Here is a 6,805-nt window from a genome sequence, read left to right on the forward strand (position 1 = left end):
CAGGCCGGACGGGGAAAGAAACCGAGGCCCTTCCCGTGGGCGCTAGCCGCTTCGGCTCGCGCCTTCGGCGCGTAGCATCCCGTGCTAGGTCGTTGGGGGGTGCCAAGCCAGTTGGACCAAGCCCTTGTGGCCTCGGCGGTCGATTAGCCAGCCTCGGCCTGGAGGAAGGACCTGGGCGCGCATTCCGCCGAGCAACGGGCCTTCGTCGCGGTCGCCGGACATCATCAAGGCTGGTGTGCCCACCTCCCTCAAGCGGGCCAGGAAAGGTTCGAACAGGCCTCTTCCCGCGCCGCCGGTCCGTCGGGCCAGGACGACGTGCAGGCCGATGTCCGAACCCTGTGCCACCAGAGGCAGCAGCGGCATCAGCGGGTGTTCCTGGTGGGTGGCCACCATGTCGTAGTCGTCTACCAGTACGAAGATTTCCGGGCCCTTCCACCAGTTTCGCGACCTCAGTTGCTCCGCTGTCACGTCCGGGCCGGGGAGGCGTTGGGTCATGGCTTCCGCTACCTCGGCCAGTAGGCCTCGGCTGTGGGTGTCGTTGGTGCCGTAGCCCAGCAGGTGTTCCTTGGGGACCTCGTCCAGGAGGCTGCGTCGGTGGTCTACCAGGATTATTCGCGCCTGTTCCGGGGGGTACGCGGCGGTGATGCGGTGGGACAGGGCTCGGAGGAACGAGGTTTTGCCGGATTGGGTGTCTGCCAGCAGGAAGAAGTGTGGGTCGGTGGTGAAGTCCAGGCGGAGGGGGGACAGGTCCTTTTCGTGGATGCCTACCGCTAGGCCGGCCTCGGGGCCGGTGAGGTGGTCTTGGGTGGGGAGTTCGGTCATGGGTAGGACGCCTGGGAGCAAGCGGACGGAAGGGGCTCGGTCGCCTTGCCAGGCTTGGGAGATTGCCGTGACCAGGGCACGTAGGGCGTCGGTGCTGTCGGCTGCATTGGGGGTGCCGTCGATCCTGGGGAGGGCTATGAGCATCTGGTGGGCGCTCATCGAGATGCCCCTGCCCGGCGCGTCCACCGGCACGCTCATCGCTGCTCGGCGGTCCACGACCGAGTCGATCGGGTCGCCGATGCGCAGTTCTAGTTTGCTGCCGAACAAGTCGCGGATGTTCATGCGCAGGTCGAACGACCTTGCTGCGCTCGCCACCACGTGCACGCCGTAGGACAGGCCGCGGGCCGCGATGTCGCCGACCGACTCCTCCAGGTCGGCGAACTCGCCTCGCAAGGTCTGCCAGCCGTCGATGACCAGGAACACGTCACCGTGCGGGTGTTCGGCGAACCGGCCCTCGGCCCTCAGCTTGCGGTACGTGGCCATGCCGTCGATGCCGTGTTCGGCGAACAGGCGTTCGCGCTGGGCGAGGATGGTGGCCACCTCGGCTACCGTGCGGCGGACGGCGCCGGTGGACAGGCGGCCGGACACGCCGCTGACGTGCGGTAGGTCGCTCACGGCTGTCAGGGCGCCGCCGCCGAAGTCCAGGCAGTAGAACTGGACCTCGCGTGGGGTGTGGGTGAGGGCCAGTGCGGTGATGAGGGTGCGCAGGGTGGTGCTCTTGCCGGTTTGCGGTGCGCCCAGGACGAGCACGTGGCCGGCCGCGCCCGACAGGTCCAGCACCAGCGGGTCGCGGCGTTGCTCGAACGGGCGGTCCACCAAGCCCAGTACCGGTTTCAGGCCGCCCTCGCCTGCGGTCAGGCCGCGGTGCGGGTCGACCGCCGGGGCGGGGAGCAGGGCGTCCAGGGTGGGCGACTCCTTCAGCGGTGGGAGCCACACCTGGTGGGCGGGGGTGCCGCGGCCGGACAGGCGGTCCACGAGGATGTCGAGGAGGGTTTCGCCTACGGCGTCTTGGTCTGGGTCGGGAGTGGGCTCGTTCAGGTCCAGGTCTGGGGCGACGTAGGAAGTGGTGAATTCGTGCAGCACAAAGCGTTCTGCGCCGGAGGCGGGCGCGGTGGGGCTGGTGTGGTGCTGGTGTACGCCGGACACGTATGCGGCTCGGAAGCGTTCCATCGGGTCCATGCCGACCTTGAGGAAACCGTGTCCGGGAGCGCGCGGTAGTTGGAACGCGTCTGACACGCCTAGCACTGCGCGGCTCTCCAGCTCAGAGAACGTCCGTAGGCCGATCCGGTACGACAGGTGGGTTTCCAGGCCGCGCAACCGGCCCTCTTCGAGGCGTTGCGAGGCGAGAAGGAGGTGGACGCCTAGCGAGCGGCCTACTCGTCCTATTTGGACGAACATGTCGATGAAGTCCGGCTTGGCGGAAAGAAGCTCGGAGAACTCGTCGCAGATCACCAGCAGGGTGGGGACCTCCGGGAGCGGGGCGCCGGCGGCGCGGGCCTTCTCGTAGTCGCGGAGGGAGGAGAAGTTGCCGGCGGCGCGCAGGAGTTCCTGGCGGCGGATCAGTTCGCCGTTGATGGCGTCGGTCATGCGGTCGACCAGGTGGAGCTCGTCGGCGAGGTTCGTGATCACCGCGCTGGTGTGCGGCAGGGCGTCCAGGCGGGTGAACGTGGCACCGCCCTTGAAGTCCACCAGCGCGAAGTTCAGCGAGCTGGGTGGGTGCGTCACGGCCAGCGCCAGGACCAGCGTGCGCAGCAGCTCCGACTTGCCGGAGCCGGTCGCGCCGATCAGCAAGCCGTGCGGACCCATGCCGTCCTGCGCGGACTCCTTGAGGTCCAGTTCGATCGGAGTGCCGTCGCCGCGGATGCCGTACTTGACCCGCAGTCGGTCGCGGTTGGGGCGCGGGACCCACGTGTCGTCTGGGTCGAACGCGTACGGGTCGCCGAGTTCCAGCAGGTCGGACAGGCCCAGTTCGGCGGTCATAGGCTGGTCGCTGCGCACGCCCGCGGTCAGCCGCAAGGGAGCTAGCTGCCTTGCCAGGCCTTCGGCCGCTTGCGGGCCGAACGCGTCGGCGACGCCCAAGGTCGTTGCGCCGTCGGAGGTTTCGGCGGTCAGTTCGCCGTCAGGGGCGACGTCCAGCACCACCGTGGTGCGGTCGACCGCTCGGGGCGGGGTGGTGGTGAGGTCGAGGACCGTCACACCCTCGACGCCGCCACCCGTCATCAGGTGGCCCGAGCCGGCGACCGAACCGCCGTCCAGCAGCACCACCAGGTGCGGTCCGGGTGAGCGGGCGTCCACGTCCGGGTCGAACCGCGGGCGCTTGGCCAGTTCCTCCTCCAGCATGGACTCCAGCGCGGGCACGGTCGCCGCGACCAGCCGCAGCGGGCCGAGGGCGTCGGTGTGCTCGGGGTGCACGGCGTGCGGCAGCCACTTGAGCCATTCCCAGTCCGGACGGTGCTTCTCGTCCGCGCACACGGCGATCCGCAGGTCCTCGGGGGACTGGAGGGTGGCCAGCTGGGCGACGAGGGCTCGGGCGAGGCCGAGCGCGGCGGTGCGGTCGCCGCGCAGGTGGACGCGGCTGAACCCGTTGACGGCGATGGCGACCGGCAGCCGGTCCACGGTGGCGTAGGTGGTGATGAACCGCCGCAACGCCAACGCGGACAGGGGTTCCAGCTCCTCCAGCGGTTTCGTGTCCGGCGCGACGACCGCCGTGGTCGGGCTCTGCGCGCCCCGGCCGATCCGGGCGACGCCGAAGTCCGGGTCGTCCCGGCGTCGCTCCCACAGCCGGTGGCTCGCGACCAGCGACCACAGCGAACCGGGATCGGGGTGCAGGTACTCCATCACCGCCCGCTGCCGCCGCACCGACCGCCGCAGCCGCAACCGGTGCTGCGCCAGGTGCCGCAGGTACTTGCGGCGGGCGTGCCCCATCTCCCGCTTGCTCGGACCGCCGCCCTGCACCAGGCCCATCACGACCATGCCCAGCATGCCCACGCCCATCAGGCCGTAGACGACGAACCGGATCTGCCCGGTCATGCTGCCGGAGAACAACAGGATCGTCGCGCCCATCATGGCCACCATCGGCAGCACGGTGAGCAGCTGCACCCACTGCCGGCCGGGCGGCGGAGGGATCTCCGGCGGCGGCTGGAGGATCAGCTCGCCCGCCGGCATCTCCGGCGCGGGCACGCGGGCCGGCCTCTTCACCACGACAGTCGCCATGACACCGAATGGTCGGGTGGCGGAGGGGTCGGCGGCCGGCCGTGGCAGGAACGCGCCACCGGGCGGTTTTCCCCTGTGGGCCGACATAGCGTGCAGATCGGGGCCGACCCAGGCCTTCACTGGCAGAGAGGGGAGTGCCGATGGCCGGCAACTTTCTCCACGGCGAGACCGAGGGCCTGCTCGGTCTGTCGAACAACACCGGGGCGCACGCCGAGGAGATCGGCAACAACAGCGTCGCGCTGGGCAACCACAACGCCCAGCTGGCCGGGTCCAGCTGGACCGGGACCGCGCACACCGCGTTCGCCTCGGTGGAGGAGGCGCGGCTGGGGGACAGCCAGCGGCTCACGAACATGTTGCAGCAGCAGGCCGACAACACCCGCGTGGTCGCGAACCTGTACGAGTCGGTCGACGCCGACAGCAACCAGGTGGTCGGCGGCGTGAGCTTCGGCGTCGCCTCCGTCATCAACGGCTAGCACCGGAAGGGGATCGAGCATGACCGAGATCAGGATGGTGTTCGACACCATCGCCGGCGCGGTGGGCCAGATGCAGAACACCGCGAGCCAGAACATCGACACCGCCTCCCAGCAGTACCGCTACGTGCAGGACGCGGTGGGGTCGTACTTCACCGACGCGGCGGGCTCCGAGCTGGACGTGACGCAGGGCATCTGGTCGAAGCACGCCGACCAGCACGACCAGGCGGTCCTCCAGCAGGCCCAGGCGACCGACACGGCCAAGGAGCTGATGCGGGACGCGTTGGAGCAGGCCCGGCGGACCGTGTCGAGCTGACCGTTTGCACCGAGGAAGGCCCCGGCTGCGTTGCCGGGGCCTTCGTCAGTTCTCGGTGACCAGGAAGGTTTGTTCGGGCGGTTCGACCACGACCGGTCGGGACGGCAGGGGCGCTGACCAGGTCGGTTGCCAGCGACGACGTCGGCCGCGCCGGTACACCAAGACGAACAGGACGACCGCCACGACCGCGCCCAGAGCCACCGCGGCACCGGTTTTCGCCGCGCTGCTGGTGGTTTCCAGCCAGTGAGCCTGGGAGAGGGCGGCCTGGTCCGGTGGTGCCGGCACGTGTGGGGGCAGGTCGGCCGGGCGGGCTGTGTCCACGCCGTCGGTGACCGCGCGGTACGGGTCGACCAGACCCGCGCCGTACGCTGGGCTGCCGCGTCCACCGCGCGCCGGGTCGGCGGTGGCCAGAAGTCGTTGCGCCACTTGGGTCGCAGTCAGTTCGGGCCACGCCGAGCGGACCAGGGCGGCGGTCGCCGACACGAACGGGACCGCGAAGCTCGTACCGTCCACATAGGAATGGCCGTCCACGCGTGTGGTTGCCACGACTTGGCTTCCGGGCGCGACCAGGTCCACGTACGTGCCCACCTGCGAGCCGGTGAACCGGGCGCCGTCGATGTCGACCGCCCCGACACCCAGCACACCGTCGTAGCCCGCCGGGAAGGACGGCAGTTCGGTGGTCGCGTCGCGCTGGCCGTTGCCGACCGCGGCCACGACCAGCGCGTCCTTGCCCACCGCGTACGCCACCGCCTCGCGCACCACGGGGTTGTCGTCGAAGCCCGCCAGGGACAGGTTGACCACCTTCGCGCCCATGTCCGCCGCGTACCGGATGCCGTCCGCCAGCACCCGCGGGTCGATGCGCAGCGACTCGCCCCGGTCGCCGATGTCCCGCTCGCTGACCCGCACCGGCAGGATCTCCGCGTCCGGCGCGAGGCCGTGGAACCCGATGCCCGGCACCGGGTCGGCCGCGATGATGCCCGCGACCCCCGTGCCGTGCGACACGCAGTCGTACGCGCCCGACCGCTCGCCGCGCACGAAGTCCCGGCCCTCGCGCACCTTGCCGGGTCGGCGCAGTTGGGGGTGGTCGGCGTCGACGCCGGAGTCCACGACGGCGACCAGCACCCCCGCGCCCCGGCTGCGCGGCCAGACCCGGCGCGGGTCCAGCACCTGTTGCGCCCACGGCTGTTCCCGCACGGCGGGGTGGGCGGGCTCGGCGTTGTGGCACGCTCCGGGCGGTGGTGCCGCGCTCGCCGTGCCACCGATGACGTGCAGCGCCCCCACGGCCAGCACGGCCGCGAGCGCGGAAGTCCCGTGTCGTTTCATCGCGCTCATGGTCGCCACCGCGGACCCCGCACGGGCGCGACCTGGCCGCAAAAGGCCACCCGCCGGGCCGTACCGTGGGGATCATGCGGGTGTGGGTGGGGCTCGTGGCGGGCGCGGTACTGGCCGTGTCGGCGGTCGTGGTCGTGGTGCGGCTGTCGGAGCCCGAGCTGGTGCCGGTCGACGTCGTGTCGGGGGACGTGACGATCGTCGGGTCGCTGGCCGTCGAGCCCGCCGAGCCGGTCGCGGGGAACACCGTCGTGGTGACGGCGACGCTCAGCGCGGACCGGTCGGTGACGCTGTCGAAGGTGGTCGTCCGGGTCAAGGACGAGAAGGGCACGGCCCGGGACTTCCCCGTGCTCGACGACGTCCACCTGGACACCACGCCCCGCACGGTCGAGGCCTCGCGCCGGTTCGCCGCGCGCGGCACCCACACCTACTACCTGGCCTACCAGCAGGACGGGAACTGGGTCAGCCTGCCGCCCTGGCAGCAGTTCACGGTGCGCTAGACGAGCAATGCGTAAGTGGGGACGGCAGAGGCGCAGGGCACGCTCTTCGCTCCCCGCACCCCCGCGCCCGCCCGCAGGGCGCGCTTTTCGAAGGGCTCGCGCAGCAGACCTCCCAACTTGGGCTTCTTCCGTCATCCCCGTATGGCCTGCCCGAA

Annotated in this window: 5 protein-coding genes; 3 read left to right on the forward strand and 2 right to left on the reverse strand. The window is 70.8% G+C overall.

What is annotated here, in order from left to right:
• Positions 1 to 84 precede the first annotated feature (84 nt).
• Positions 85 to 4,035: a type VII secretion protein EccCa gene (gene eccCa, locus WBN91_RS38495; RefSeq protein ID WP_337729248.1), complete on the reverse strand. Its 3,951-nt coding sequence runs from the start codon at positions 4,033 to 4,035 to the stop codon at positions 85 to 87.
• A gap of 140 nt (positions 4,036 to 4,175) precedes the next feature.
• Here eccCa and WBN91_RS38500 point away from each other — a divergent pair, with 140 nt between their 5' ends.
• Complete coding sequence (locus WBN91_RS38500) at positions 4,176 to 4,508, forward strand: WXG100 family type VII secretion target (RefSeq protein ID WP_337729247.1); 333 nt, start codon at positions 4,176 to 4,178, stop codon at positions 4,506 to 4,508.
• Positions 4,509 to 4,527: 19 nt separating this feature from the next.
• On the forward strand, positions 4,528 to 4,821 hold the full coding sequence (locus tag WBN91_RS38505) for a hypothetical protein (protein WP_337729246.1): 294 nt from the start codon (positions 4,528 to 4,530) through the stop codon (positions 4,819 to 4,821).
• A gap of 45 nt (positions 4,822 to 4,866) precedes the next feature.
• Here WBN91_RS38505 and mycP read toward each other — a convergent pair whose 3' ends face one another.
• On the reverse strand, positions 4,867 to 6,144 hold the full coding sequence (gene mycP / locus WBN91_RS38510) for a type VII secretion-associated serine protease mycosin (protein ID WP_337729245.1): 1,278 nt from the start codon (positions 6,142 to 6,144) through the stop codon (positions 4,867 to 4,869).
• Positions 6,145 to 6,227: 83 nt separating this feature from the next.
• Here mycP and WBN91_RS38515 point away from each other — a divergent pair, with 83 nt between their 5' ends.
• Complete coding sequence (locus WBN91_RS38515) at positions 6,228 to 6,650, forward strand: hypothetical protein (RefSeq protein WP_337729244.1); 423 nt, start codon at positions 6,228 to 6,230, stop codon at positions 6,648 to 6,650.
• Positions 6,651 to 6,805 lie beyond the last annotated feature (155 nt).

It is taken from the genome of Saccharothrix sp. CCNWYY140 (genome assembly GCF_037401995.1).
Classification (GTDB): Bacteria; Actinomycetota; Actinomycetes; order Mycobacteriales; family Pseudonocardiaceae; genus Actinosynnema.